Origin of the sequence: Bradyrhizobium sp. S3.2.6 (genome assembly GCF_040546885.1) — a bacterium.
Taxonomy (GTDB): domain Bacteria; phylum Pseudomonadota; class Alphaproteobacteria; order Rhizobiales; family Xanthobacteraceae; genus Bradyrhizobium; species Bradyrhizobium cytisi.
In genome coordinates this window covers 1-24,722 of sequence record NZ_JBEPOS010000037.1, presented here as the reverse complement: position 1 = coordinate 24,722, position 24,722 = coordinate 1, and the positions used below count along the sequence as shown (strand labels likewise).

Sequence of the window (24,722 nt, the reverse complement as noted above, 5' to 3'; positions counted from 1 at the left end):
GTCTCACCATGGAATACTGAAGCTTCGCAACCTCAGCTTCCTCGGTTCAGACCAGATGGACAACCTCCTGAGAGACCAAAGCTAGAGCGCTCCGTAGCCCATATCCGGGCCGGTCAGGTCGGACAGAAACGCCACCTTGTAATTATGAACATCGCGTCGCGTGCAAGTCGCGTGGCAGTTCGGCAAGAAGAATGATGCTTCGAAAGCTGGTTCCACATTCCTTCGCGACAATCTGTGATAGGGCGCTTGACCCACCTCAGGGGAATACACGAGAAGCGACCGAGGGAAGAGCTGCTCGTATGGACGAGATGGGCCAACGGCTTCGACAATTCGAAAGGTCTCGATTGACTTTCCACGTGCAGGCAACGGACCTCTCACAGCGTCTTGAGATACTCGACAAGTGCGCGCCGCTCGGCGTCGGTCAATTCTGGCCCGATGACACCAGGCGGCAGCTTCGTTAAATCGGTTTCCTTGCCTTCAAACGAATGTCCACGATTGCCGTTCCCAAGCAGCGAGACACTGAATTCCGTCAGACCGGCCGCACAGGCGTCGCTCGCTTGAGTTTTCGTGACAAGCCCGACGTTGACTGGATCGAATTCGCGACTGCCAACGCAGAAGGACATCGGCCGTTCCTTCTGCGGCAACAACATGTCTCTTAGCGTCGGCACGGACCCGTTGTGCAGATACGGAGCTGTCGCCCAAACACCATCCAGCGGGCGCGCCCGATATTGAGGTTCGAGAGCAAGAACATCTTCGTCCTTTCCGTTATGGTTCGCCCGAGCCCCAACGTAGACTCGTTGGTTTTGGCAATTCTTCCTGGGTCCCCAGATCTGCTGCTTGGCTTCTTCCGAGGTGCCGTTCGCAATGATCCATTGGTCAATTGTCTTTCCGACCACGTCCATGAGTGCGAGTACGAAAAGAGGATCTGCCCCTGTGTTCACTGGAAGGCCGCAAGCCCAGGCTTTGTTGAGGTCATCGACTGGACTTAATCCAAGTGACTCGGGCAGGTGAACGCGGCGCGTCGTGAGGACATCGGATTGTTGACGATCGGTACCGATCGCCGTGACCGGCATCTGAACCACATTGAAATAATGCCTCCCCCCTATGTTCACCCAATTCTTCTCGTTCTTGGCGGAGCGATCGGGGTTCTCCGGCTTCCAGAACGAATGCTCCGGCCATCTTTTGTCGAAGGCAGGATCGTTGACCGGGCCTCGGTGGCATTCAAAGCAGTGCGCGCGATAGAGATCGCGGCCATTTTCAACGAGCTTTTCGTCAATGCCCCATGCCGGGTCGCTCCGAAATTTTTCCTGTGCGTCCCTCCACCTGGGCGCTACGAGCCCGGTAAATTTTTTGCCGCTTGCATCGGCCGCCGAAAAGGGATCGGCGCCGCGCAGAAGTTCTTCGAACCGCGCGATGTCGGATAGATGTATCGATGAGGCAAAAAGTGGCCGTCCGGGCGCGGGCGCGGTCATATTGATTTTGGCGCTGACACCGAGCGCCTCGCCTGAATTGCGAACAAGTTCGTTGAGAACGGAGGCGTCATACTGCGCCCAGAGGAAATATGGTGTGTCCCAAATCGGCGGAAAGCTCACGGGCGCATCGTGGCGGGCTAAGTTGCCCTTGAGGAGTGGATCCGTGAGTTCGCCGGTCAGGGGATCGAGTAGGTTGCTATAGAAAACCTGGTTCCCGATCCGGTTCAGCGCGTCAAGCCGACCGAAACCTTCATCGAGATCCGCAACTCCCTGTTCCCTCAAAAGGCTATCGCCCTGCGCCTTTTGCTTTTTGATCTTTTGAAGTGCAAGGTCCAGATCGCTTCGAAGCTGCTTTCGATCAACGCCTTGACCTTTGATCTGCTCCAGTCTGCTGGCGAAACGCTCGAACCGCCACGGCAAAATCAGCGTGTAGCCGATAGACAGCCCGACGACTCGTTCAACCTCCCCGAGATTGAGCATCGCCGGCCCACCGTCGAACCGAAGGCTGACATTTTTGTACTCCAGATGCCCCGTATGACAGGCGGCGCAGGTCAATCCGATCTGATCTTCGTACGAGCCTCCCGTCGCCGGGTCGACGCCGCCCTTAAGGATGGCAAACCCGACAGGCAAGCCATTTGGATTGTCGGGTAGGTTTGGAGTCCAACCGGAGCTCCCACCGCCCGCATTCGACCCATCTTCGTGATAACCGTATGAGGGCGCGTTACGGGCGAAATCCTTTGAGCTAGGACTCGGGATAAAGCCAAGGCGGCGCAAGTAGTCGTCGTCCGTCAAGCTCGTGTAAGAGAAGGACAGCTCCGGGCGCTCCAACGCCAGGAACCATTGATAAGGGACAGGTATGGTCGCCGTCCCCTGCGAGGTGTGGTGAAACCAGTAACGCTGGCGCGAGCTCCAATTCTGCGGCAGCCAATAGGCGCTTTCGATTTTCGATGGCTCCGGCAAGGTAGCAGGCAGCAGTTGAGCGAGGAGATTTGCGTCGTTCTTGATTTTAAGAGCTGCATCGCGAACCTTCTCAGGCGCGAAATACACCAAGCCGGCCGACACAATCGCGACGACGACGATTGCGAACAACAGCCCGGCGACATGAGGCCAGCGCCTCACCCAGGAATAAAGGTGAGAGCCGAAAGAACGTCTCCCCATGGCAAGTACTCCATCTATCTCTTTCGCGCGGCCGGCGGGCAGCCGGAAACGGCGACAGCGAATATTACTTGTTCAGCAATTGGCTATTGATGAAGGCGACCACGTCGGCCGTCTCGGCTGCCGCGCGTCGCGTTATCGTCGCCGCCGCCGGCCCGCCCTGCAAGAACGATGGGAACCAACCGAAATTGCGAACATTCCAGTTTTCCTTTGGCAAGACTGCTCGGTTCACGCCTGGCACTGCGAAGTTTGGAACGTTCCTGGCGAGTGGCTGCGCCGTCTCGGTGTGACAACTGACGCAATCGGTATTGAAGAAGTGGCTTTTCTTCGGGTCGGCAATGATATTGACGATTTCGAGTATGCGACTGTTGGGCACGTTGCCATCAATGAACTCGGATGTCGAAACACCCTTGCGATCGGCGGCTGCTAATGGCGGATTTTGCAATGCAGCGTGACGACAGGTGATCGGACTCTGATTGTTGGTAATCGGCTGGGGGACGACGTGTTTTCCGCCGATGATGCTGAACATCTGCGCTGCGTGTACGCCATCAAGCGTCGGACCAGGCACGGGTATTAAGCCAGCCTGCGGGACCCTTAACATCGAGACGAAAACCCAGGGCTCGGGCGGCGAGATGCCCATGACAGCCATGGTGTTGAGGCGCTGCGGTGAAAGATGCTTCTCGAGTAGGGCCTTGAGTGCATCGCGAAACGCCTTTGCCGATGCCCCAACAAGGCCCGGATGCACATTCAGATCACCAGCAGTCGAGACTTTGACATTGCCAAAATGTCCGGCTGCAAGTTGATCGCGCAAGGTCGCGACGTCGCGAATGATTGCCTTGAAGGCTTCATCGTCCGGCTTGAACCGCGGAAACGGCGCACAACCGTCGAGAGGCGGATCCGGGTCGAGGTTAAAGCTAAAGATGAGGTGGCCGGCGGTGTCATGAACTTTGAATCCGTCTGGTCCATTGGTTACCGGCTGAATGATGAGGCGGATTTGCGGTTGTCGGCCAAACTGGGCAATGACATCCGGCGACAATCCCGGCGCTCCCGGGTCGATTCTGATGCCGGCAACAAACCAGGCGTCGATCTTTTTCACGGCATCGGGCAGCTGGATGTGGCGTACACCTGAGTCGGGCACTCCCGGACGCTCGGGATTCTCGGCGTTGGCGATAAAGCGTGCAAAGTCTGCGTCGGAAAAAAGTCGCTGCGGAGATCCTGTGGGGCCGGCGAGATCGGATGCCGCGATCAGATTGGCCAGGTCAGCCGACGACCGCGGTGGAGGGAAGAGGATGGACACATCGTTGGGCGAAAGCGGCTTTGCGGCCGTTTGCGCCGGAGCCGCTCCCACCCCCAAAGCCGTGACGAACACCACCCCCGCCGCAAACAGTCTTGAAAGCCGTCGACGAAACCTTGTTCCGCACATTTCACCCCTTGCCGTCATTGGCAGTCCCCCTTTGAGACGAACAAGTTCAAATATCAGTCGTCGAAATCTCGACGCAACGTTCACTCAACAAGCAAAACGGACCGGCGGCTCAAGCTTCTCATTCCTCACCGTAGAACTGGCTTTGCAGGGTCTTGATTTTCGTCGGATGCAACGCCTCCTCGATACAGCCGAGGAACATCTCACTCCTTGCATTGACGCGCGCGCCGTCAGCCGGGGCATGTTCCATGTCCGTCTGCAACACACGCACGGCCGTCCAATCCTTCGCACGATCTTTCAGCAACTCGAACAGTGTCTGATGGTTTTCGTAAGGACTGATTCGAAAGTGAGCGAACGTCACCTTGGCTGAAATCTTTGCATCCCTTAGCGCGTCGGGAAGCGTTAGCAGATCAAGTCCTTCCAGCTCGTCAAGCTGTTGCGTTTGCCTCTGCGCATCCTGATATTGTTCACGCCCGACCAATTGATACATTCCTCGCGGACGAAACAGCCATCCGTCATCCGTTCCTGGCTGGTTTCCGAACGGGTTGCCGTCGTAACCAAGAACGAAGTTGGCCAACTCCTTGGGATGGTTAAGCAATGAGTTCACGTCGACGGGCGGCCTGTTTGCGGCCACAAGCTTTGCGTTGTTCTTGTCGATGCGATCGTGCCATTTCTGCGGGAGTTGAGAAACCGCGCTGTAAGAGAAGTTCTCGCTGCTGCGCGTAAAGTCGGAGCTGTCGTAGGAGACTGATCCCAGAATATAGGCCAGGATGCGGGGATCCGTCTCCTCGACGCGATCCCATTCCTGCAACAAGGCTTTGACCTGCTCGGCCTGAAAATATGCCATATAGCTCTTGCGATATGGCGGAACAGGTGAAGGGGCCGGCGAATGGTCCTTGCTCGATTCAGTCAGCTGGTGCGCGTAGGCGGCGACTTTATCCTGATATTTCTCATAACCTCGCTCTTGCAACCAATTGCTCTCATAGCAGGCAAGCAATGGCTGCGGCTTGATCTTTGGAGTTGGTCGATATTCCTTGGCGAGCTCGTCGGCGTAGGCAGCGTGTGCGAGTTTGGCGTCTTTGAGCGTTTCAAATGCGGACGCAACCGATCCATTCAGGAGATGAAACAACTTCACTTGCAGGCAATCAGCGTTGCTCTGCCGCTGGCGGGACTGATCGAAGTCGTCCTTCGGGACGCAGTCCCAAAACCGGCCACTGCTCAGTGAGATGATATCTTCGGTCTTCTGGGACAACGTCCATCCGAGCGGAAGGCTATAGAACAAGCCTGTTATGTCGGTTCGGCCGAAGGTTGGAAAACGCTGTACGCTGGGGGTGACTTCCGCGTCCGGCCGACGATCGATGCTGGTTGCATGATTGAGCGCGACATAGGTTCGGGAGCTTCGCGTGCTCAAGAGCGCGCGTACCGGCTCCATGAGCTCACCGAACATGAATGAACCATGATCACCGAATTGCCCGCTCACCAGGGACAGCAGGTAGATCCGGAATTTTGGCGCGTCAGAAGTGCCCTTGATGCTGTTAAGCTTCTCAATCAGGTCGAGCGCGGTCTCGATCCCCGAATTCTCCACATATCCGCCATCCACCAGGCGCGCCTGCGGGTTAGTGGTTATGCAGTCATTTTTCAATGAGACGGTCGCTGCCGGTGTCACCCATGGAAATCGCGCGCTCGTGAATGCGGCTGTGCTGAGCGAGATCCGAAGTGAGTGACTCTTGACCGTTTGGTCGGCCCCCGTTGCCACGCGTTCGAGTCCCGCGAGAACACAAAGGTCCGTGTCATTCGGGTGTAGCGGATCGAAATCGAAGGGAGAGATGACGGCCCGTTTACCGCTGCCGGCATCTGTCGTGTTGAACAACAGCGCCGGCATGTTGTTGCCGACTGTCCAATGGGACTGAAAGTCGGCCCTTAGCAGATTGGATTGATCGCCGGTGCCTTTGTGGCTGTCGAGCATTTTGTCGCCGGCGTTCTCCAAAGTATATTCCAGAAAACGCGCGCGATCGAAGGCGGGGATCGCGACCGGAGAAAACATCTGAGTGAAATCGGTAAACAGGAAGCCGGCAACCAAAGGCGAAAGAAAATCGGTCGCCAAGACGCTTGCAACGCGCTGCTCCACCGGCCCAGGCGCATCAATATCTTGGACTCGTCCGACACCGGCCAGAAAGTCCGCGATTTTCGGGCATGTCTTTCCGTCGGCGGCATTCGAATCAAGGGACGCATTCTCGGCGTGGAGCGCAGCGGCGAAGATGGCGGAACCGACGCTGCCTCCGGAGACAGCGCTTATCGCAAACAGATGCTGTCGAAATGCCGGACAAAGATCCTGCATTCTCGCAAGAAACCGCGCCGCATTATTCGCAGCATAGATACCTCCTCCTTGAGCCGCGACAATGAAGACGGGATATTCGCCGAGCCTCCTGGCTTCCGCCAGCCGCGGCTTCTGTAAGAGCCACTCACGGAACGCCGCGACCGCGGACATGCGCGCGTCTTTTGGCAGGCTGTTTGCTTCAGCGGCGGTGCGCAGTTCGTGGTCGTCGCCTCCCAACAAGGAGGCAAGCAGAAACAAGCCGCCAAAGACAACCGGTATAAATGGAAAGGTAAACTTGATCGTCAGTAAGGCAAAGTGGACGGTGAGACCAACGACGCAAACCGCAAAGAGAGCGATCACGCCGAACGATCCGAAAAATTGTGCGAGCCTATCCGGCAGCAGAATGAATGCTGTTGTCAACAGGACGATGCCGCCGATCGTGAGCGCGAGAAACCTGTAGCGGATGAAGTAGGTATTGTTGGCGCGGCTCGCGAGATCAATCGATCGATCTCTTGATCCCATCCGCCACGTAAATATCACGAAGCAGACGAGCATGATCAGCATGGCGATTGCGAGGATGAGCAGTATGTTACGCTCGAACGCGAGCGCCTGGTCCTGAATGCGGAAGATACTTCCGACTTCCTCGACCTCACCGACCTTTCTCGCTGGGCGCGACGCGAATTGACCTGCCGTCGCGGCGATTATCGGCAGTGCCCCAAGCAAAACGGGCGCAAGTCTTATGTAAAAGGCCAAACGGCCCGTAGCGTGGGCAATTTCCGGCAGGGACGCAGTTGTGAGCTGAAACGCGCCTGCCCAGATCGTTACGGCAATCACGCCCAGGGCGGAGAACTCCCTGACGGTCACCCAACCAATGTCGTCAGCGGCTATCCGATAGAGCTCCTGGATCTGATCTGGCAGATATAGCAATATTGAGATGGCTACCGACAGGACAATCATCCACCGGAGGTTGCGTAACAGGGCAAAGAGCTGTTCGCGCACAGTCATCGCATCAATTCCCTAAGAGGCTTGCGGAGATACTCACGGAGTTAGCAAAGCAGCAGCGGATTCCGGACATTCGTGCTGCTGGTACCGAACAGGATCGAGCCCGTGGACATACAGGGGACCTGCAACAAAATAATTATGGCGCGCTCGCGAGAAGAGCGTCGAAATTGATGACTTAACCTACAGTAGCAATCCGGCTTTGTCGACGGTGAATCAAGAGTTTTTCGACGCGGATACCCGAGACTATGACGAACTCGTTGGCTGCATTGCCAGTCCACGCGGCAAGCACACGCGTACAACATTCCTCGGTCTCCACTCGATAGATCGTCTTCGCCCTACTCGCCGTCGGACAGGCCCGGCGCGGTCAACGTACCGTACCTTGAAGTCAAAGTTTCTCAATTTAGTCCGACTAGAGTTTGAATTTATGCGCCTGATTGGCTGACTGCGCAGCTTTTGCGCCACTGATGACGCGGAGCGAGCCTCGAAAGCCACGCGCTCTTAAGCGGCGCCAAGGTTCGGCTCCATTGCGGTAGCCGGACGCCCATTGATCGTCGAGCAGCTGGACGATCCGCCCCGCGAGCGGCAGATCAGTCACGCGTCGCCGATAACGGCTAGACGGATTCAGGCGACATTTTTGAATGCCCCGCCAAAGCATAAAGACAACGTTAGCCGTTACTTCAATCAGGATTTCTATGCGTATTACGAGATTGCCGGCGAACAATCCGACGCCAAACGTCGTTACCGGCTTTCGAACACCGGTTACGGCATGGCTATTCGTTCGTTAAGGACTTTGTTGAGAGCCAGCCAAAACCTTTCGCGTCCTGCAGAGCCGCTTTAGCTTCAGATTTCGGCCAGCAGATTTAACCGAGCATCTCGACCGGGATTGCGTCCATGGCCTTCTGATCGTCCGACTTGAATAAGTGATCGGTCGCGGCTCGTTTGCGGGCCACCTCTCGCTGGCTTCGGATTGACACGATTGCGGGAATGAAAGCGCATAGGGCAATGAGTACCGTTGCCCACAGTGACACGGTCCCCAATCGGGTGTATTCCGAACCCACCACCAGAACGCCGCGCGATAGCTCGCCACTAGGCGTACTTTTTTTCTGCTCAGCCTGCCAAGGTGTTCTTCTGGTCAACCGCAACTGCGGCTGCCCAGCTGAAGTCATAATGAGTGCCCAACAACTTCATTGTGACAACAGCGACAAGAACGCAGATGATCTGCAACAACGTTCTGGTCGAGAACACTCTATTGAAGCGCGTCATGATGCCGCCTTCTAGCGCTGATGACCGAGCCGGATTCCAAGCTTGAGCGCCTTTTGGCGGAGTGAGCCTTCGGAGCGCTTTGTGAGCTTCGCAATATTCGCAACCGGAGTCTTCGCTTTCGAATGAGCGCGCAGCTCCTTCACGTCAGCCTTCGTGTATTCACGACGCACAGGTTTCTTTTTCGTAGCCGTCTTCTTCCTTTTTCGCCACTCTTAGCTCCTCGATTCGAGAGTGGGCGTACTAGCACAGCTACATTGAGGCGCAACTCTCCATCAGTTGACCTTATCCGCTGGTCCGATGCGTGAACTCGCTGATGATGTCAGTTTTGCCGGCGATTTGATGCCGGAGAGATTCGGTCCCTGCCCGAGATTCAAGCACGCATTGATGCGCTGCTGGCGGCGGGTATGACCACCAGTGCTGCCAAATTCATCCACGACGAGCGCGGCAAGCAGACGTTTGGAAAGGCGCTGGGCCGGGCGCTGGCGCGCCTTCACGCCGACCTTCGTCTTTTTCTTTGCACACGGGGCCAAGTGAGCACGGGGACGGCAGGCTACGAGCTTGCCAACAGCCCATCCGGTCTGTCCGATTTGCACGCTACAGCGCACAGGAGTTATGCGCCTCCGACCCGCGGCGCGACGCACCTCTTCGTTTGTCGCCCGACGGCCAAGGCTTGAATGGGGAGCAGATTTCATTTATGCCCTTCCATAGCAAGCCGCAGCGCCTTTCGGGATACGCTGAGCTTTTCCGCCTGAGATAAACGCCACACGTACACGCGCCGTGACCAAGATATCCTCTGCGCGCCTGCATTCCTGCAGTAAGGTAATTGACGCGCCTCTCACCTCTTGCGGGAGAGTAACGACGTCGTCCAAAACTGCCGGCTTTAGAAAATCGATTGTCATCGACCGGACCTAAGGTAAAGTCGGGCGCATCGTTCCGCGCCTCTTGGAGCAGCGCGTGCTGACTCGTTCCGAGCAGGCGCAAGTAATTCGTCCTGCCGCGTTCCATGAAGCGTAAAAAATTCGCGTGATACACAATTTGGCCGAACACTGGTTTGCCGATGTCGCAACAGAAGCCTAATGACTTGATTTCATTGGGACGCTGGAAGGCAAAAGCGTGAATGAGGCGTCAGATTTATCTATGCCCTTCCATAGCGAGCCGCAGCGACTTCGGGATGCGCTGCGCCTTTCCGGCCGAGATAAACGCCACCCGTACGCGCGCCGCGACGAGGAGATCGTCTCCGCGCCTGCATTCCTGCAGCAAGGCAATCGACGCGCCCCTCACCGCTTGCAGGACTGTACGACGTCAAGAAGGTCATCCAAGACCGCCGGTTTTAGAAAATCGATTGTCATGGAGCGCACAACGAAGGCAAAGCCGGGCGCATCGTTCTTGGCCTCTTTGAGTAGCGCTTGCTGATTCGTTCCGAGCAGGCGCAAGTAGTTCGTTCTGCCGCGTTCCATGAAGCGCAAAAAATTCGCGTGACCTGCATATGGTGGCGGCCGTCGCGAATTTCGCCGTCAAGAGAGGCTGCCACGGTGCGGTTCCTTATTCCCTTTTGGCACCCATTGTCTCGCACAGAGGCGCGTGGGATTGCTTCGTGCAGTCCGAGGCTCCGGCGCACCGCCGTGGGTGCTGCGCGCCCCCTCAAGAGAGATCAACAACTTAGAAGCTCGGCCGCATCTTCGGGGTGATGACGAACTGCCCATTTGGCCTGCGATTTGCAGGCCAGTGTGGCGCTGCCGGCGCAACGTCTGGATGACCTGGCACTGGTTGCGGGGCTTGGCTCGTCGGTGAGTGGGGGGCTGGAGGATCGATCATGCGCCGCTCCACACCTTCTGCGGAACCGCTCGACCCATTTGGCGATGGTCTTCCGTGTCGTGTTGAACTGATAGGGCGTCGGCCTTGCTCAGCCCGCCCTGGACGACACTCCGCACCATCGCCTCTCGGTGGGCGTCAAAGGCGCCTTCTGGACTTTCATCTGGTCTCTCTTGGAACACTGAAGCTTCGCAACCTCAGCTTGCTCGGTTCAGACCAGATGGACAACCTCTGGAAAGACCACACCTAGCCCTAACCCTGCGCCTCCTCCGGCGGCCGGTCCTCGCCGACGGCCCGCCACGCTGCGCCCTCGAGATCGTCATACTGGCCACTCCGGAGCGACCAGAGGAAGGCGATGAGACCGGCACCTCCGAGTGCCAGCATCAGCGGAACTAGGATCACCAGAATTTCCATCACGCGATCTCCCGCGAAGTGCTGCGTGCGCGCAGCGAATTTAGCATGACCAGGACTGACGATCCGCTCATGGCCGCCGCGGCAATCAGGGGCGTCACCACGCCGCTGATCGCGACCGGCACCGCCAGGACGTTATAGCCGATCGCAAGCCAAAGGTTTTGCCGCATCAGGCGCAGCGCCTGGCACGAAGAGTCGATCGCCGCGACGACCGGAGCCAACGGCCGGCCGAGGAAGACCAGATCGGCGGTCGCCTGGCTGAGATGCGCGCCCGAGATCGGCGACATCGAGACGTGAGCTGCCGCAAGCGAGGGCGCATCGTTCATGCCGTCGCCAACCATCAGCACCTTTGCGCCCCGCTGCTTCAACTCCTCGATCCGCGCGATCTTGTCGGCAGGGGTGACGCCGGCGCACCACTCGGGAATGCCGAGGGCGTCGGCCGCCGCCCTCACCGCCGGTTCGCGATCGCCGGACAGGATCTCGATGCCGATGTTGCGCGCCTTCAGCGCCGCGATCACCGCTTGCGCATCCGGACGCAGGCCCTGGCGCACGGAGAGGATGAACTTTTCGCCGCCCTTGCTGAAGACCACGACGGACGCTTCTGGATCGAGATCGGTGCCACTGACCAATGCCTCGGCACCGCAGAAAGACGGACGGCCGAGTCGGATTTCGACATCATCGACCACAGCACGCACGCCCTGCCCGGCCTCTTCGACCGCACTGAGGATGGGCGATTTGGCACCCGCAGCCTGCGCCACCGCAGCTGCGACAGGATGATGGCTCGACAACGCGAGCCGGCCGGCGAGATCGAGGATATCTGCCGGAATATCGGCCGCGTTCGTGACTTCGAGATCCGGCAGCGTCAGCGTGCCGGTCTTGTCGAAGATGACATGGTCGACTTCGGCGAGGCGTTCGATGGCATCGCCCGAATTGAGCAACACGCCGGACTTGAACATCGCGCCCGAGGCGATCGTCTGCACCGTCGGAATCGCAAGCCCGAGCGCGCAAGGACAGGTGATGATCAGCACTGCAACGCCGGTAACGATCGCATCATGCCAGCTTGCGCCCGCAATGACCCAGCCCAAAATGGTGATCAGCGCGGTCGCATGCACCACCGGCGCATAGAGCCGCGAGGCGCGGTCGGCGAGCCGCATGTAGCGCGAGCGCGCCTGGAGCGCGTTGTCGAGTAGCCGCGTGATCTCGGCGAGCAGCGTCGCTTCGGAGGCCGCCGAGACCCGCACCCGCAGCGTGCCGGAGATGTTCATGGAGCCGGCATAGACCGGCGTGCCGTGCTCGGCCGTGACATAGAGCGTCTCGCCGGTGATCAGGCTTTGATCGATCTCGGAACGCCCCTCGATTACGGTGCCGTCGACGGCGCAGCGCTCGCCGGGCCGCAAGAGCACGATGTCGCCGGGATGAATCGCGGCGACCGGCACCTGCGAGATTTCATCGGGGCCGACGAACTTGGCCGCGGTCTCAGCCTTGAGCGCGGCGAGATTGCCGGCGACCGCGCGGGTCCGCCGCCGCATGTTCTGGTCGAGGAAGCGCCCAACCAGGAGGAAAGTCAGCAGCATGATCGCCGCGTCGAAATAGGCGTGCTCGGCGTGGTTGATAGTCTCGACCACGGACATGCCCAGCGCAAGGCACACGCCGATCGAGATCGGCACGTCCATGTTGGTGGTCTTGGCCGACAGCGCGCGCCAGGCCGAGCGGAAGAACGGCTGGCCGGCATAGACCGCCGCCGGCAGCGCGATCAGCGCCGACAACCAGTGGAAGAAATCGCGCTGCTCCGGCAGCATGTCCGAGACATTGCCGGACCACACCGGGATCGACAGCATCATCACGTTCATGGTGGCGAACGCGGCGACGCCGAGGCAGCGCAGCAGGAAGCGCGATTCGGCGACCTCGGTCGCCTCCGCGCTCTCGGTCTCGTAAGGGTAGGCCTTGTAGCCGAGCTCTTCGAGCCGATCGATGAAGCGGGCCGGATCGAGCGTGCCCTGCTTCCATTCCAGCGCGACGCGCCGGTCGGTGAGATTCACGCGCGCCAGCGTGACGTCGGGAATGGCGGACAGCCCGCGCTCGATCTTCGCCATGCACCCGGCGCAATGCACGCCTTCGACGGCGAGATCGATGTGCTGGAGGCCTTCGCCCGCAGCCCGGACATAGTGCGAAAAATCCCGCGTCATCTGCATGGCGTGTTCTCTCAATTCAGGATCGCGCGGTTGCGCGACATGAACACACGCTCGCCCCGCGCGTCGCCCTCGATCACGAGATCCCACTGGCCCGGCGCGACGGAAGCAACGCTGCCGCGATAGATGCCGACGCCGGCCTCGGAGAGTTCGACCGCGAGATCGGCGCGCTTGTCGGTCGGCCGCTCCAGGCGGCCGCCGAATTTCAGTCCGGCGATCGGCTGGCCGCTCGCATCGCGCGCTTCGACCTGAAGCACGGCGCCGCCATCGGCGCGCCGCTCGATATGGGCGTTGACCCGCCATTTGCGCGCGGCCTGGTCCTGCGCCGCCGAGATCTCGCGGTCATAGGCGAGACCCGCAGCGTAAGGGCTGTCGACGTCGGTCCCGGGCAGCGTCGCGATCGCGAGCTTCGCCATGGTCACGTTGACGCCGATCACGACGCCGAAAAAGGCGACCAGCATCAGGAACACCTTCGTTCCGGTCAGCGGCTTCGGTGCGGATGCCATGGCGAACTCCGGACTTTCTCAAGGAGCGACAAAATTATCGGTGGCGGAGGCGACCTCGCCGAGCCCGATATCGGTGACGTGGAAGCGAACGGGGGTCGACTTCTCCGGATTGCTGTCCGCCGGCGCGGTAACGAGCAGCCGCAGCTCGCTGGTGGAGTCGCGGGCGATCACGATCATCGGCCGGTCCGGCGTCACCGAATCCACGCCGACGACATGAATCGTCACGTTGACCGGACCATCCGCGTCGATCGCGACGACGCGTTCGTAGCCGCTCTTGTTCAGGAGTCGGACTGTATAGGCGTTGCGGATCGAGCCATCGCTGAGCCTGACCGCGACCGGATTGCGGTCGTGCAGCACGTTGACGTCGAGCAGGCTGCGCGTCGCCAACGTGTAGAGCATGAAGCCGCCGACGGCCGCGATAATCGCGCTGTAGACGACGGTGCGGGGACGGACGACACGATATAGCGGCGCCTTGCCTTCCTGGCGGCGATGGATGTTGATGTCGTTGTCGTAGCCGATCAGGCGCTTCGGCCGGCCGATCTTGGTCATCACGTTGTCGCAGGCGTCGATGCAGAGGCCGCACTGGATGCATTCGAGCTGCGGCCCGTTGCGGATATCGATGCCGGTGGGGCAGACCGCGACGCACTGGTAGCAGTCGACGCAGTCGCCGGCGTGCTCGCCCAGCGCGCGCAGCTCGATAGCCTTCTTGACCGAAGTGCGCTTCTCGCCGCGGTCGTAGCGGTAGGTGACGTTGAGCGCCCATTCGTCGGTGAGCGCGGCCTGGATCCGCGGCCACGGGCACATATAGGTGCAGACCTGCTCGCGCATGGAGCCGGCCAGCACATAGGTCGTCGCAGTCAGGATGCCGATCCACACATAGGCGATCATCGGACCCTGGAAGGTGACGAGCTCCTTCACCAGGGTCGGCGCGTCGTTGAAGTAGAGCACCCAGGCGCCGCCGGTCCACCAGGCGATCAGGAGCCAGATCGAATGCTTGAGCACGATCTCGGAGATGCGCTCGAGCTTCATCGGATCGGACGACTTGTCCTTCTTCATCCGCTCGCGGCGATCGCCTTCGACCAGACGCTCGACGGCATAGAACAAATCGGTCCACACCGTCTGCGGGCAGAGATAGCCGCACCAGATGCGGCCGCCGACCGAGTTCATCAGGAACAACGCCACTGCGGCCACGATCAACAGGCCGGTGAAGTAATAGACCTCCTGCGGCCACAGCTCGATGAAGAAGAAATAGAAGCGGCTGTTGGGGAGATCGATCAGCACCGCCTGGCTGGGGGCGCCGAAGCCGCGGTTCCAGCGCACGAAAGGCAGGACGTAGTAGACACCGAGGCAGAGCGCCATCAGGCCCCATTTGATCCGGCGGAAGGTGCCGGAAACGCTCTGGGGATACACCTTCTTCTGGGCTACGTAGAGCGGCCCATTGTCGTCGTCCGATGTGAGGTCGTTCGGGTTCACGGGCTTGTTCATCGCGAAATTTGTCTCGAGAGGTGCGATTAAACCTAGACCCGGCGCCGCCGCGTCAGTTGATCCTGCTCAAACGGGGGCACTTTTGTTTGCCCCCGTCGTTCGCTGATCCACTATTTTCCGCCGCCCAGCGAGTGGACGTAGACCGCCATGGCCTTGATGGTGGAAGGATCAAGCCGCCCTTCCCAGGCCGGCATGACGCCGGCGCGGCCCTGGCTGATGGTCTCGATCAGGGTTGCCTCGTCGGAACCGTAGAGCCAGATCTTATCGGTCAGGTTGGGCGCGCCCATCTCCGGGTTGCCCTTGCCGCCGTCGCCGTGACAGGCGACGCAATTGTCTGCGAAGATCTTCTCGCCCTTGGCGGCGTCATAGCCCTTCCGGGTCGGGAGGTCCGACAAGGACCGCACGTAGTTGGCAACCGTGACGACCTCGTCCGGCTTCAGCACGCCGTCCTTGCCGAAAGCGAGCATCTGGCCTTCATGCGCCTTGGCGTGGCCGGAGCGCGCGCCGAACTGGATGGTCTGCATGATCTGGTCGAGCGTACCGCCCCACAGCCAGTCGTCGTCGTTCAGGTTCGGATAGCCCTTGGCGCCGGCGCCGCCGCTGCCGTGACACGGCGCGCAATTGTCGCCGAACACGGTCTTGCCCTTGGCCCGGGCGAGCGCCAGCAAGGCGGGATCCTTCTCGATGTCGGCGAGCGAGGCCGCGCCCAGCGCCACCATCTTGGCTCCGCGGATCTTCTCGAGATTGGCGAGCTCGACCGCGACGTCGGCGCGTGTCGAGTAGCCGAACAGTCCTGTGGTATTGCTGGAGATCAGCGGCCAGGCCGGATAGACGATCCAGTAGCCGATCGCCCAGACGATGGTGAGGTAGAACGTAATCACCCACCAGCGCGGCAGCGGCGTGTTGAGCTCCTTGATGCCGTCCCACTCGTGCCCGGTCGTGGACCTGCCGGAGACGGAATCGATGTCGCCATGATGATCGGTCATGATCTCTTACTCCTCCCGCAACGGCAGGCGTGCCGCTTCGTCGAACGCAGCCTTGTTGCGGGGCCAGAATGCGTAGGTGATGATCGCGAGAAAGATCGCGACGAAGACCGGCGTCCAGATCGTGGTGACGAGACTGGAGGCGAGATTGTCGAGTGTCAGGATGGCTTTCATCGGTGATGCCTTCTCAGCGAAGATTGGCTTTCTCGTTGTAGATCTTGAAGTCGACCAGCGTGCCGAGCATCTGCAAATACGCGATAAGCGCGTCCATCTCGGTCGGCGTGCCGGTCTTGCCGTCGAAATTGCGCACCACGGCCTTGGCGTAGCGCTTGCTGAAGGCGTCGGTGCCGGCATTGTCCGGATCGGCCTGGGCCTTCATGTCGGCGCCGGCGTTGGCGATCTCGTCGTCGGTGTAGGGCACGCCGACGGTGCGTAGCGTGCGCATGTGGTCGGCGATCGTCTCGGAATCGACCTCGGTTGCGCCGAGGAACGGATAGCCCGGCATCACCGATTGCGGCACGATCGCGCGCGGGTTGGTCAGATGGGTGACGTGCCAGTCGTCGGAATATTTGGCACCGACGCGGGCAAGATCAGGCCCGGTGCGCTTCGATCCCCACTGGAACGGGTGGTCGAACATGCTCTCGGCGGCAAGCGAGAAGTGGCCGTAGCGCTCGACCTCGTCGCGCAAGGGCCGGATCATCTGCGAATGGCAGAGATAGCAGCCCTCGCGGACGTAGATATTGCGGCCCGCGAGCTCCAGCGGCGTGTAGGGCCTGATCCCGTCGACCGCTTCGATCGTGCTCTTGAGGTAGAACAGCGGCGTGATCTCGACGAGGCCGCCGATCGCGATCACCAGCAGGATGCCGGCGATCAGGATGATCGAGTTCTTTTCGAAGACTTGGTGGCGTGTCCAGAACGACATGCAAAACTCCTCATTCCGCCGGCTGAAGAGCGACGGGCATCTGGACTTCCTGTTCGCCGACGCGAACGGTCATCCAGAGATTGTAGGCCATGATCAGAGCGCCGATCAGGAACAGCGCGCCGCCGGCGGCGCGGATGATGTAGAAGGGATGCATCGCCTCGACGGTCTCGATGAAGGAATATTCGAGGAAGCCGAGCGAGGTGTAAGCGCGCCACATCAGGCCCTGAAGGATGCCGGACACCCACATCGCCGAGATGTAGAGAACGATGCCCAGCGTCGCGATCCAGAAGTGCCAGTTGACGAGCTTCAGGCTGTAGAGCTCCTTGCGATTCCAGGCCCACGGCACCAGGCAATAGAGCGCGCCAAAGGAGACGAAGCCGACCCAGCCGAGCGCGCCGGAATGCACGTGGCCGATGGTCCAGTCGGTGTAGTGGCTGAGCGAGTTGACCACCTTGATCGACATCATCGGGCCTTCGAAGGTCGACATGCCGTAGAAGGCGACGGAGACGACCAGCATGCGCAGCACGGGATCGGTGCGCAGCTTGTCCCATGCACCCGACAGCGTCATCAGGCCGTTGATCATGCCGCCCCAGGATGGCATCCACAGCATGATCGAGAAGGTCATGCCGAGCGTCTGCGTCCAGTCCGGCAGCGCCGTGTAGTGCAGATGATGGGGACCTGCCCAGATATAGAGGAAGATCAGCGCCCAGAAATGGATGATGGACAGACGGTAGGAATAGATCGGCCGCTCGGCACGCTTCGGAATGAAGTAGTACATGATGGCGAGAAAGCCGGCGGTGAGGAAGAAGCCGACCGCGTTGTGGCCATACCACCACTGGAACATGGCATCCTGGATGCCGCCCCAGGCGACGTAGGATTTGGAGCCGAACACCGAGACTGGAAGCGCGGGATTGTTGCCGAGATGCAGCACCGCGATCGTCACGATGAAGGCGAGATAGAACCAGTTCGCGACGAAGATGTGCGGTTCCTTGCGCTTGATGATTGTGCCGAGGAACACGAGCAGATAGGTGACCCAGACGATGGTCAGCCAGAGGTCGGCATACCATTCCGGCTCGGCATATTCCTTGGACTGGGTGACGCCGAGCAGATAGCCGGTGCCGGCGATCAGGATGAAGAAGTTGTAGCCGACGACGACGAACCAGGGCGCGAGATCGCCGGCAAGCCGCACGCGGCAGCTCTTCTGTACGACGTAGAGGGATGTCGCGATCAGCACATTGCCGCCGAAGGCGAAGATCACGGCCGAGGTGTGCAGCGGCCGCAAGCGGCCAAAACTGGTCCAGGGCAGATCGAAGTTCAGCGCGGGCCAGGCCAGTTGCGAGGCGATGATGAGGCCGACAAGGAAGCCCGCAATGCCCCAGAACATCGCCATGAAGGACGAGAACTTGATCGGCCCCATATTGTAGTTGGGGCGCCCGTTGATCTCCGCCGGCGGCAGCTCTGCCGGCCGATCGAAGTAGCGGTTGACGATGCAGAACACCGCGGCCAGGCTCGCCGCCGCGCTGAGCGCGGCATGGAACGCGAACGGCGCATCGAGCGCCTTGGCTGAGGCGATCAAGCAGAGGAAGGCGGTGACCGCAAACACGAGCGCCAGGCCGCTTTCACCTGTTGTCATGGATTTTGAGATAGATGGCTGGCTCATGCGGATTCTCTTTCGAAAGAAACACAGCGCCAGAAACCACATTCAACCTCGCGGGGACTTGATTGAAATCAAGGTCAGTGAATTTCTGTTAATGTGAAGCAGCCGCTGGTCGGAGAGCGATATCAACCGCTCGCGCTCCTCGCAGCGCGCGGTAACCACCGCTTGCGTGAAATCATGGAGCTCAAGTCGAGCGATTTGCGGACGGCCTGTCAGTCGCGCGCGGTCGCCTTGAGTGCGGCGATGACGTCCTCACGGGCGATGATTCCGACCAGCTTCTGGCGGCTGTTGAGCACGATGACGCTCCTGATGCGGTGCTCGACCATGATCTGGAGCACGCGCGTCAACTTGGTGTCGGAACTGACATAAATGAATTCAGGCGCCATGACGTCACCGACTTTGCGGCTCGTCAGATCGTGATAGCGCGGCAGCATCTGGCTCGGCGTGAGGGCGAAGCCCTTCAGGATGTCGAATTTGGTGACGATGCCGACGACCTGCCCGTCGTCCTCGACTGGATAGGAGTTGAAATCGTCGCGCTCGAACATCTCGCTGAGTTCGAGCAGGTCGAGATCGCGCTTCACCATCCGGACGTCGCGCGTCATGTAGCCGTCGACGGTCTGCTCAAGAAACTTGTACACGGCGCGTCCTCCTCGTTCATCTGGGTTCGCCGGCCGTCAGTGCGACAGCAACACGCAGCGGGCGGATTGCATCACAAGATACTGCGTAACGCCGCTGAGGATCAGCTCGCGGAAGCGCGAATGACCGCAGGCGCCGGCGACGATCAGGCCGGCACCGACGTCATGGGCGATCTTCTCCAATTGCACGGCGGCGGTTTCGTTTCTCCCGACTTCCGCGATGCGCGTGCTAGCAGCGACGCCGTGGCGGGCGAGCCAGAAGACGGCCGTTTTTGGGCTGATCGAGCGCCAGGCTGACCATCACTGTCGCATATGTCATCGGGAGCCTCCGGGCAGCGAGATGCGGTGGAATCTAGCCGCGCCGACGCAAGGCGGGATGAGGTAGATCAAATTTCGTCGCGCCAGCTGGAAGAAATCCGCCAATAAAATCAGACATCCGAACTTGCCTCCGGCCCGGCCTTGGGCGAAATTGCAGCCATCTTCACGGCACGGAACCCGCCGCAGGAGAATGGGAGCAATAGCTTGTCGCCGAGCCGCGTCACGCATCCACAAGACGACGCTCGCGGCGAATATTTTCGCGTCCGAATCGAAGGATTCGGCGTTGGCACCTGGGATCTCGACCTCAACACGCGGGAGCTGGACTGGTCGGAAACCGCCGGTATCTTGCTCGGCGTCGCGCGGGGCCAGCCGCGGAGCTACGACCTGTTTATGTCCCGCCTCGAGCCCGGGGACCGCGAGCGGGTCGAGACGGCGATCAAGCGCGTCTCCGAGCGGGGCGGCGGGTTCGACCTGTCTTTCCGGGTCGTAGGCGAATCAGAGAGTGGGCAATGGATCCGCGCCCGGGCGGGAGTCATTCGCGATGAAGCCGGCGCCGCCCGTCATCTCAGCGGTATCTTTCTGGACATCGACGAGGAGAAGCAGGTCGAGGAGGCGCTGCGCACCCGCGAGACTCACCTCCGCTCGATCCTACACACCATTCCCGATGCGATGATCGTCATCGGCGGCAACAGCATCATCCAGCTGTTCAGCACGGCCGCGGAGCGGCTGTTCGGCTGGTCCGAGCACGAGGCGATCGGACAGAACGTCAGCATTTTGATGCCGGAGCCCGACCGCGCCCGCCATGACAGCTACATCGCCCGCTATCGCTCCAGCCACGATCCGCACATCATCGGCATCGGTCGCATCGTCACCGGCAGACGCCGCGACGGGACCACCTTCCCGATGCACCTGTCGATCGGCGAGATGCAGTCGGGCGGCGAGCCTTATTTCACCGGGTTCGTCCGCGACCTCACCGAGCATCAGCAGACCCAGGCGCGGCTCCAGGAATTGCAGTCGGAGCTCGTCCATGTCTCGCGGCTGAGCGCGATGGGCGAGATGGCGTCCGCGCTCGCGCATGAGCTGAACCAACCGCTGGCGGCGATCAGCAATTACATGAAGGGCTCGCGGCGACTGCTCGCCGGCAGTACCGATCCGCACACGCCGAAGATCGAGAGCGCGCTGGATCGCGCCTCGGAGCAGGCTGTGCGTGCAGGCCAGATCATCCGGCGCTTGCGCGACTTCGTTTCCCGCGGCGAGTCCGAAAAGCGGGTCGAAACCCTGTCCAAACTGATCGAGGAAGCCGGCGCGCTGGGACTAGCCGGCGCACGCGAGCAGAACGTGCAGCTCCGTTTCAGCCTCGATCCGAACGCCGATCTCGTCCTTGCCGACCGCGTGCAGATCCAGCAGGTGCTGGTCAATCTGTTCCGCAACGCGCTGGAAGCGATGGCGCAGTCGCCACGGCGTGAGCTCGCCGTCACCAACGCCCGCGTCAGCGACGATATGATCGAGGTGGAGGTGTCCGACACCGGTTCCGGCTTTCAGGACGACGTCATTCCAAATCTGTTCCAGACCTTCTTCACCACCAAAGAGACCGGCATGGGCGTCGGACTGTCGATCAGCCGCTCGATCATCGAGGCTCACGGCGGCCGCATGGTGGCCGAAAGCAACGCATCGGGGGGCGCGACATTCCGCTTCACCCTCCCAGCAGCCGATGAGACCTGATTCATGACGACCAAGGGACATGTCTACGTCATCGACGACGACGAGGCGATGCGGGACTCGCTGAACTTCCTGCTGGACTCCTCGGGCTTTGGCGTCACGCTGTTCGACAACGCGCTAAGTTTCCTCGACGCCCTGCCCGGCCTCGCCTTCGGCTGCGTCGTCTCGGACATCCGCATGCCGGGCCTTGACGGAATCGAGCTTCTCAAGCGCACGAAGGCGCAGAACAGTCCGTTTCCGATCCTGATCATGACTGGTCACGGCGACGTGCCGCTCGCGGTCGAGGCGATGAAGCTTGGTGCGGTCGACTTTCTCGAGAAGCCATTCGAGGACGACCGCCTCGTCACCATGATCGAAGCCGCTATCCGCCAGGCCGAACCGGTCGCCAAGAACGAGGCCGTCGCCCATGACATCGCCGCCCGCGTCACCTCCTTGAGCCCGCGCGAACGGCAGGTCATGGAGGCACTGATCGCAGGCCTCTCCAACAAGTTGATCGCCCGCGAATACGATATCAGCCCGCGCACGATCGAGGTGTACCGGGCCAATGTGATGACCAAGATGCAGGCCAACAGCCTCTCGGAGCTGGTGCGGCTGGCGATGCGCGCCGGCCTGATCAAGGATTGAGTCAGGTCAAAGCCCTTGCGCTGGCCCTGTGCTAGCCAATCAGCATGATCGAGATCGGCTCGCACCATCAGCGGCTCCCAATGGCGTCATCGGCGAAGCTCACCGTCTATGTTGTCGATGACGATGCCGCCGTGCTGGGCTCCCTGCGGTTCCTGTTGGAAACCGACGGTTTTGCCGTACGGACCTTCAGGAATGCCACGGCGCTGCTCAATGCGACGAACCCGCCCCGCGCAGATTGTTATGTCATCGACTACAAGATGCCTGACATCAATGGCATCGAGCTGGCCAGGCGGCTGCGCCAATCCGACGTAGACACGCCCGTGATCCTGATCACGGGTTATCCGGACGGACATATCTCAGCACGGGCGGCGGCGGCAGGGATCAAGGACGTGATTTTGAAGCCGCTCCTCGATGAAAGCCTCGCGAAATGCATCTGCCATGCCATCCAGGACAGGCGCGGCCACTGACCTCCGGGATTCTCCGTAGGTAAACCTCCTTAAGATATCGCTCGAAATTTCCGGACCGTACGATCCGGCATACCAATGCACCATCACAACGGAGATGGCGCAGATGCTGACCCAGACGCTCAAGACCGAGGCGATTAACACCCAAATCGGCGGTAAGATCGCTCCCGCGCGTCCCGTTTCCGACCAGTTCGGCGCGATCGCGGGACATGCCGGCCTCGTTGCCACCGAGTTCTCCTATCGCAAGGACGAGGAGATCTACGGCGAAGACGAGCCCGCCGAATATGTCTATCAGGTGGTCTCCGGCGCAGTGCGCAGCTACAAGCTGCTCTCCGACGGCCGCCGTCAGATCGGCGCATTCCACCTTCCCGGTGACGTGTTCGGCCTCGAACCGGGCCAGACGCATCGCCTTGCGGCCGAAGCGATTATCGCCACAAGCGTGCGCCTCGTGGAGCGGGCTAGCCTCGAAAGGGTCGCCGGCACCGACGTACAGGTCGCGCGCAAGCTCTGGGCCATGACGGCAGGCGAGCTGCGTCACGCCGAAGATCACATGTTGCTGCTGGGGCGCAAGACGGCGATGGAGCGTGTTGCAACCTTCCTGCTCGAAATGGATCGCCGCCTCGCCGTCGCCAACATGATGGCGCTGCCGATGTGTCGGCGCGATATCGGCGACTATCTGGGCCTCACGCTCGAGACCGTGTCGCGCGCGCTCTCGCAGCTTCACGCAAAGGGCATACTCGGCTTCTCGGGCGCTCGCCAGATCGTGCTGCGCAACCGCCAGCACCTGCACAATCTCGACGCCTGATCGCTTTCACCTGGCCGATGTTTCTCCTCCGCGACTTGGCCCGATGGCGGCTATTCATTGCGCCCCGAGCATGATGTAGTGAGAAACTAGCACCTGGCCGGCGTCAGTTTTGCATACTAGAGAGGTCCGCCAGAGCTTACCGGTATTCACCGTAGCTGCTGGACCTCGGGTCGATCAAGATTGGCGGATGCGAAACAATAGACGATCACACGGACTATGGGCTCTGACTGCGCCACCAGCGCCTGAAACTGCTCCCCTTACCGGTGAAACTGGAGTGGATATCGTCGTGATTGGCGGTGGATATACGGGGCTGTCGGCGGCCCTTCATCTTGCTGAAGGTGGGGCGCGTGTCGCGCTTTTGGAGGCGTCTGAAATAGGATTCGGCGGCTCCGGGCGGAACGTCGGGCTCGTGAATGCGTGGTATGTGGCTCATGCCTGACGCGCTTCCGGACGCGCTCCGCGCGCCGTTTGGAGAACGGTTGCTTGAACAACTCGGGCGCGGACCGCAGACGGTGTTCGAACTCATCGAAAAGCACGACATCGAATGTGAAGTGGAACGTGCCGGCACTTTACATTGTGCGGTCGGACGTAAGGGCCTGGAGGAGATTGAGGCCCGTGCCGAACAGTGGCAGAAGCGTGGAGCGCCTGCCTTGGTGCTAAATGCGGAGGCAACACACAGAAAAGTAGGCGGTGGCGACTACACCGGCGCGCTGCTCGATAGCCGCGCCGGCACCATACAGCCATTGGCCTATGCGCGAGGGTTAGCGCGGGCCGCGCTTGCTATGGGAGCCAGGATATTTACGCAAAGCGAGGCCATCGTGGCGCAACACAACGGTTTGCGCTGGAGAGTCGGCACCGAAACCGGCTCTGTAGAGGCCGACTGGGTGGTCGTCGCGACGGATGCTTATGGCAAAGGACTTTGGTCTGAGGTACGCCAGGAACAGATTCAACTGCCTTATTTCAACTTTGCCACGCCTTCTCTGCCGCCGATCTGAGAAAGTCGATCCTGCCTGAGCGGCAGGGTGTGTGGGACACTCGATAGGTCCTCTCTTCATTTCGCCTCGATCGCTCCGGGCGACTCGTGTTTGGCAGTGTTGGTGCGCTTGAGGGAATGGGGCAATCTATTCACCGGGCCTGGGCCCAAAGATCGCTGCGCAAGCTTTTTCCAGGACTTCGGGGCGTCCAGTTTGAAGCCGGCTGGTTCGGCATGATTGGAATGACGTCGGACAACTTGCCCCGGCTTCACAAGCTGGATCGCAACGTCATCGGTTTCAGTGGCTATAACGGCCGCGGAATCGCACCAGGCACAGTGTTTGGCAGTGTTTTGGCTTCGTACGTATTGGGGCAGATCGCGGAGAACGATTTGCCGTTGCCGGTCACTGCCGTTGAACGCCAGCGTTTTCTGGTTGGTGACAACCTTGAAGCCATCGGAAGGGTCTAAAATCATAGGCAGGGCCATCCGGCATCAAACTAGACGACCGATTCCATGAAACCTGCGTGGTGGAGCGGGTTGAATTGGTGGAACGGACGGGTTGTTGGCGGATTCCTCGTTTGCGGTCGGCG

At 60.4% G+C, this 24,722-nt stretch carries 18 protein-coding genes and 4 pseudogenes; 6 read left to right on the top strand and 16 right to left on the bottom strand.

Annotated features, from left to right (window positions below; translation table 11 throughout):
• Positions 1 to 374: 374 nt before the first annotated feature.
• The 3 genes from ABID58_RS35620 to ABID58_RS35610 form a co-directional block, all read right to left on the bottom strand.
• Complete coding sequence (locus tag ABID58_RS35620) at positions 375 to 2,630, bottom strand: di-heme-cytochrome C peroxidase (protein WP_354037557.1); 2,256 nt, start codon at positions 2,628 to 2,630, stop codon at positions 375 to 377.
• 64 nt (positions 2,631 to 2,694) lie between these two features.
• Complete coding sequence (locus ABID58_RS35615; RefSeq protein WP_354037556.1) at positions 2,695 to 4,068, bottom strand: hypothetical protein; 1,374 nt, start codon at positions 4,066 to 4,068, stop codon at positions 2,695 to 2,697.
• Positions 4,069 to 4,168: 100 nt separating this feature from the next.
• Positions 4,169 to 7,369: a hypothetical protein gene (locus ABID58_RS35610; RefSeq protein ID WP_354037555.1), complete on the bottom strand. Its 3,201-nt coding sequence runs from the start codon at positions 7,367 to 7,369 to the stop codon at positions 4,169 to 4,171.
• 541 nt (positions 7,370 to 7,910) lie between these two features.
• Between ABID58_RS35610 and ABID58_RS35605 the strand changes: the two genes are divergently transcribed.
• Positions 7,911 to 8,204, top strand: coding sequence for a hypothetical protein (locus tag ABID58_RS35605; RefSeq protein ID WP_354037571.1), 294 nt, complete (start codon positions 7,911 to 7,913; stop codon positions 8,202 to 8,204).
• Between the two features lie 697 nt (positions 8,205 to 8,901).
• Here the strand turns inward: ABID58_RS35605 and ABID58_RS35600 are convergent.
• From ABID58_RS35600 to ABID58_RS35540, 13 genes and pseudogenes are all read right to left on the bottom strand, one after another.
• A complete protein-coding gene (locus ABID58_RS35600) occupies positions 8,902 to 9,123 on the bottom strand; it encodes a hypothetical protein (RefSeq protein WP_354037554.1) in 222 nt (73 codons plus the stop codon).
• Between the two features lie 198 nt (positions 9,124 to 9,321).
• Positions 9,322 to 9,715: pseudogene (locus ABID58_RS35595) on the bottom strand (hotdog domain-containing protein).
• A gap of 45 nt (positions 9,716 to 9,760) precedes the next feature.
• Positions 9,761 to 10,160: pseudogene (locus ABID58_RS35590) on the bottom strand (hotdog domain-containing protein).
• 533 nt (positions 10,161 to 10,693) lie between these two features.
• The gene (gene ccoS, locus ABID58_RS35585) at positions 10,694 to 10,855 is read right to left on the bottom strand and encodes a cbb3-type cytochrome oxidase assembly protein CcoS (protein ID WP_085399664.1); all 162 of its coding nucleotides are present in this window, start codon (positions 10,853 to 10,855) and stop codon (positions 10,694 to 10,696) included.
• Positions 10,855 to 13,044: a cation-translocating P-type ATPase gene (locus ABID58_RS35580; RefSeq protein ID WP_354037553.1), complete on the bottom strand. Its 2,190-nt coding sequence runs from the start codon at positions 13,042 to 13,044 to the stop codon at positions 10,855 to 10,857. Before ABID58_RS35580 ends, ccoS begins: the two co-directional genes overlap by 1 nt.
• An 11-nt stretch (positions 13,045 to 13,055) precedes the next feature.
• The gene (locus tag ABID58_RS35575; RefSeq protein ID WP_354037552.1) at positions 13,056 to 13,547 is read right to left on the bottom strand and encodes a FixH family protein; all 492 of its coding nucleotides are present in this window, start codon (positions 13,545 to 13,547) and stop codon (positions 13,056 to 13,058) included.
• Positions 13,548 to 13,565: 18 nt separating this feature from the next.
• A complete protein-coding gene (gene ccoG / locus ABID58_RS35570; protein ID WP_354037551.1) occupies positions 13,566 to 15,032 on the bottom strand; it encodes a cytochrome c oxidase accessory protein CcoG in 1,467 nt (488 codons plus the stop codon).
• A 110-nt stretch (positions 15,033 to 15,142) separates the two neighbouring features.
• On the bottom strand, positions 15,143 to 16,018 hold the full coding sequence (gene ccoP, locus ABID58_RS35565; protein WP_354037550.1) for a cytochrome-c oxidase, cbb3-type subunit III: 876 nt from the start codon (positions 16,016 to 16,018) through the stop codon (positions 15,143 to 15,145).
• Between the two features lie 6 nt (positions 16,019 to 16,024).
• Positions 16,025 to 16,189, bottom strand: coding sequence for a cbb3-type cytochrome c oxidase subunit 3 (locus ABID58_RS35560; RefSeq protein ID WP_085399669.1), 165 nt, complete (start codon positions 16,187 to 16,189; stop codon positions 16,025 to 16,027).
• A gap of 13 nt (positions 16,190 to 16,202) precedes the next feature.
• Complete coding sequence (ccoO, locus tag ABID58_RS35555) at positions 16,203 to 16,937, bottom strand: cytochrome-c oxidase, cbb3-type subunit II (protein WP_354037549.1); 735 nt, start codon at positions 16,935 to 16,937, stop codon at positions 16,203 to 16,205.
• Between the two features lie 10 nt (positions 16,938 to 16,947).
• Positions 16,948 to 18,597, bottom strand: coding sequence for a cytochrome-c oxidase, cbb3-type subunit I (ccoN, locus tag ABID58_RS35550; RefSeq protein WP_354037548.1), 1,650 nt, complete (start codon positions 18,595 to 18,597; stop codon positions 16,948 to 16,950).
• A 209-nt stretch (positions 18,598 to 18,806) separates the two neighbouring features.
• Complete coding sequence (locus ABID58_RS35545) at positions 18,807 to 19,232, bottom strand: CBS domain-containing protein (RefSeq protein ID WP_085399671.1); 426 nt, start codon at positions 19,230 to 19,232, stop codon at positions 18,807 to 18,809.
• Positions 19,233 to 19,268: 36 nt separating this feature from the next.
• Positions 19,269 to 19,487, bottom strand: a pseudogene (locus ABID58_RS35540) (putative universal stress family protein); the annotation flags it as partial.
• Positions 19,488 to 19,751: 264 nt separating this feature from the next.
• Here ABID58_RS35540 and fixL point away from each other — a divergent pair.
• The 5 genes and pseudogenes from fixL to ABID58_RS35515 form a co-directional block, all read left to right on the top strand.
• Complete coding sequence (gene fixL / locus ABID58_RS35535) at positions 19,752 to 21,269, top strand: sensor protein FixL (RefSeq protein WP_354037547.1); 1,518 nt, start codon at positions 19,752 to 19,754, stop codon at positions 21,267 to 21,269.
• Between the two features lie 3 nt (positions 21,270 to 21,272).
• Positions 21,273 to 21,890 carry a response regulator FixJ gene (gene fixJ / locus ABID58_RS35530; protein WP_354037546.1) on the top strand — a complete coding sequence of 206 codons (618 nt, stop codon included), beginning with the start codon at positions 21,273 to 21,275 and terminating at the stop codon, positions 21,888 to 21,890.
• 44 nt (positions 21,891 to 21,934) lie between these two features.
• Positions 21,935 to 22,357 carry a response regulator gene (locus ABID58_RS35525; RefSeq protein WP_317242853.1) on the top strand — a complete coding sequence of 141 codons (423 nt, stop codon included), beginning with the start codon at positions 21,935 to 21,937 and terminating at the stop codon, positions 22,355 to 22,357.
• A 103-nt stretch (positions 22,358 to 22,460) separates the two neighbouring features.
• Positions 22,461 to 23,159: a helix-turn-helix domain-containing protein gene (locus tag ABID58_RS35520; protein WP_187437203.1), complete on the top strand. Its 699-nt coding sequence runs from the start codon at positions 22,461 to 22,463 to the stop codon at positions 23,157 to 23,159.
• A 187-nt stretch (positions 23,160 to 23,346) separates the two neighbouring features.
• Positions 23,347 to 24,561, top strand: a pseudogene (locus ABID58_RS35515) (NAD(P)/FAD-dependent oxidoreductase); the annotation flags it as partial.
• Between the last annotated feature and the right edge of the window lie 161 nt (positions 24,562 to 24,722).

Excerpts from the sequence above, each read along its gene's own strand:
- fixJ (WP_354037546.1), top strand. The coding sequence starts at position 21,273 with ATGACGACCAAGGGACATGTCTACGTCATCGACGACGACGAGGCGATG.
- ABID58_RS35610 (WP_354037555.1), bottom strand. The coding sequence starts at position 7,369 with ATGACTGTGCGCGAACAGCTCTTTGCCCTGTTACGCAACCTCCGGTGG.
- ABID58_RS35615 (WP_354037556.1), bottom strand. The coding sequence starts at position 4,068 with ATGACGGCAAGGGGTGAAATGTGCGGAACAAGGTTTCGTCGACGGCTT.
- ccoS (WP_085399664.1), bottom strand. The coding sequence starts at position 10,855 with ATGGAAATTCTGGTGATCCTAGTTCCGCTGATGCTGGCACTCGGAGGT.
- ABID58_RS35580 (WP_354037553.1), bottom strand. The coding sequence starts at position 13,044 with ATGCAGATGACGCGGGATTTTTCGCACTATGTCCGGGCTGCGGGCGAA.
- ABID58_RS35560 (WP_085399669.1), bottom strand. The coding sequence starts at position 16,189 with ATGAAAGCCATCCTGACACTCGACAATCTCGCCTCCAGTCTCGTCACC.
- ccoO (WP_354037549.1), bottom strand. The coding sequence starts at position 16,937 with ATGTCGTTCTGGACACGCCACCAAGTCTTCGAAAAGAACTCGATCATC.
- ccoP (WP_354037550.1), bottom strand. The coding sequence starts at position 16,018 with ATGACCGATCATCATGGCGACATCGATTCCGTCTCCGGCAGGTCCACG.
- ccoG (WP_354037551.1), bottom strand. The coding sequence starts at position 15,032 with ATGAACAAGCCCGTGAACCCGAACGACCTCACATCGGACGACGACAAT.
- ccoN (WP_354037548.1), bottom strand. The coding sequence starts at position 18,597 with ATGAGCCAGCCATCTATCTCAAAATCCATGACAACAGGTGAAAGCGGC.
- ABID58_RS35525 (WP_317242853.1), top strand. The coding sequence starts at position 21,935 with ATGATCGAGATCGGCTCGCACCATCAGCGGCTCCCAATGGCGTCATCG.
- ABID58_RS35620 (WP_354037557.1), bottom strand. The coding sequence starts at position 2,630 with ATGGGGAGACGTTCTTTCGGCTCTCACCTTTATTCCTGGGTGAGGCGC.
- ABID58_RS35520 (WP_187437203.1), top strand. The coding sequence starts at position 22,461 with ATGCTGACCCAGACGCTCAAGACCGAGGCGATTAACACCCAAATCGGC.
- ABID58_RS35575 (WP_354037552.1), bottom strand. The coding sequence starts at position 13,547 with ATGGCATCCGCACCGAAGCCGCTGACCGGAACGAAGGTGTTCCTGATG.